Annotated in this window: 1 protein-coding gene; it reads right to left on the bottom strand. The window is 47.5% G+C overall.

All coding sequences use genetic code 11. The features are described 5' to 3' along the window. Positions 1 to 1,300 (bottom strand): condensation domain-containing protein (locus ACWFR1_RS40375; protein WP_453561111.1); only part of this gene is annotated, 1,300 nt, incomplete at both ends.

The following is a 1,300-nucleotide window of genomic DNA, read 5'->3' as shown; positions in this document are numbered from 1 at the left end:
GTTCCGTACCGTCTTGAGATAGGCAATGTTCAATGATTCTGAGAAGATGCGCTTTAAAGCTGTCACTGAATGTTTGTACTGTTTTTTCATGAAATTCAAGAGAATGATAGGCCAGTGACATCGTCAGTTTTCCGTTTTCGATATATCCGACAACATCCAGCGCATTCGGTTTTTCTGTTTCAAGGCTTAATGACTGTCCTGATGGCAGCTCTGATCTCGTAAACAAACCTGCATCCGACATTTCGTCAAACTGACCTAAATAGTTGAAGCTGACATCCGGCTGAATCGAGAACGCCACATCTTCTTTATGTTCCGGTGCCGTCAGATAGCGCAGAATGCCGTATCCGACTCCCTTATTCGGCACATGTCTGATATCTTCTTTCATTTGCTTCAGCTGGTAGCCCAGATCATCCGCATGCTTCATATCGAGCACCATTGGGTACATACTTGTAAACCAGCCGACTGTGCGGGAAATGGTCAGGTCTTCTATGATTTCTTCACGTCCGTGCCCCTCTAAATGAACATTTACTCGATCCTGACCCGTCCACTCCTTCATTGCCAATCCGAATGCCGTCAGCAAAATATCATTCATTTCTGTGTGATATGCCTCATGCACCTTTGTGGTGAGCTGTTCTGTCTCTTCAGCAGTCAGCGAGAATTCAATTGTCTTTGTATGTTTCATTCGCTGATCACCAGATTCGCGGTCTTTCGGAAGCTTTGCCGCGACAGCTTGTTCTTCAAGCTGTCTCCAATACTCTTTTTCTTTCAAAAAGGCTTTGGAGTTCGCGAAGTCTTGCAATCTCTCTGCATACTCTGCAAATGAATGTGTTTTCTGCGGGAGAACCGGTTCATTGCCTTGCTCAAGCTGTGTATATACTGCGGCGAAATCCTCCAGTAAAATCCGCCACGACACGCCGTCAACCACTAAGTGGTGAATGGCAAGAAGCAAGTGGTCTCCGGCTTCCGCTTGGAACAAGCCTGCTTTTAACAAGCCGCCTTCCTGCAAGTCGATGCTGCTTTGCAAACGCTCCGCTTCTCTCTCTATACGGTCTTCGTAATCTGCAGCTTGGCCCTCAATCTGGATGACCTCCAATTGAGCGGAAGCAGCTTCAAGACCTCTGTTGTATTGAATGACGTCTTCCTGTCCCTCACGGTAGACCATGCGGAGCGCGTCATGATGCTCGATCAGCGCCTGCAATGTTTTCTCCACCCGTTCAGGATCAAAGCCCTTCTTGGCGTGAAGCATCACCGATTGGTTCCAGTGGTGCTTGTTCGTGAAGTTCTTTTCAAAGAACCAGCG

It is taken from the genome of Streptomyces sp. NPDC055103 (assembly GCF_053607625.1).
Note: the sequence above shows the minus strand (reverse complement) of the source record. Positions and strands in the feature narration are given on the sequence as shown.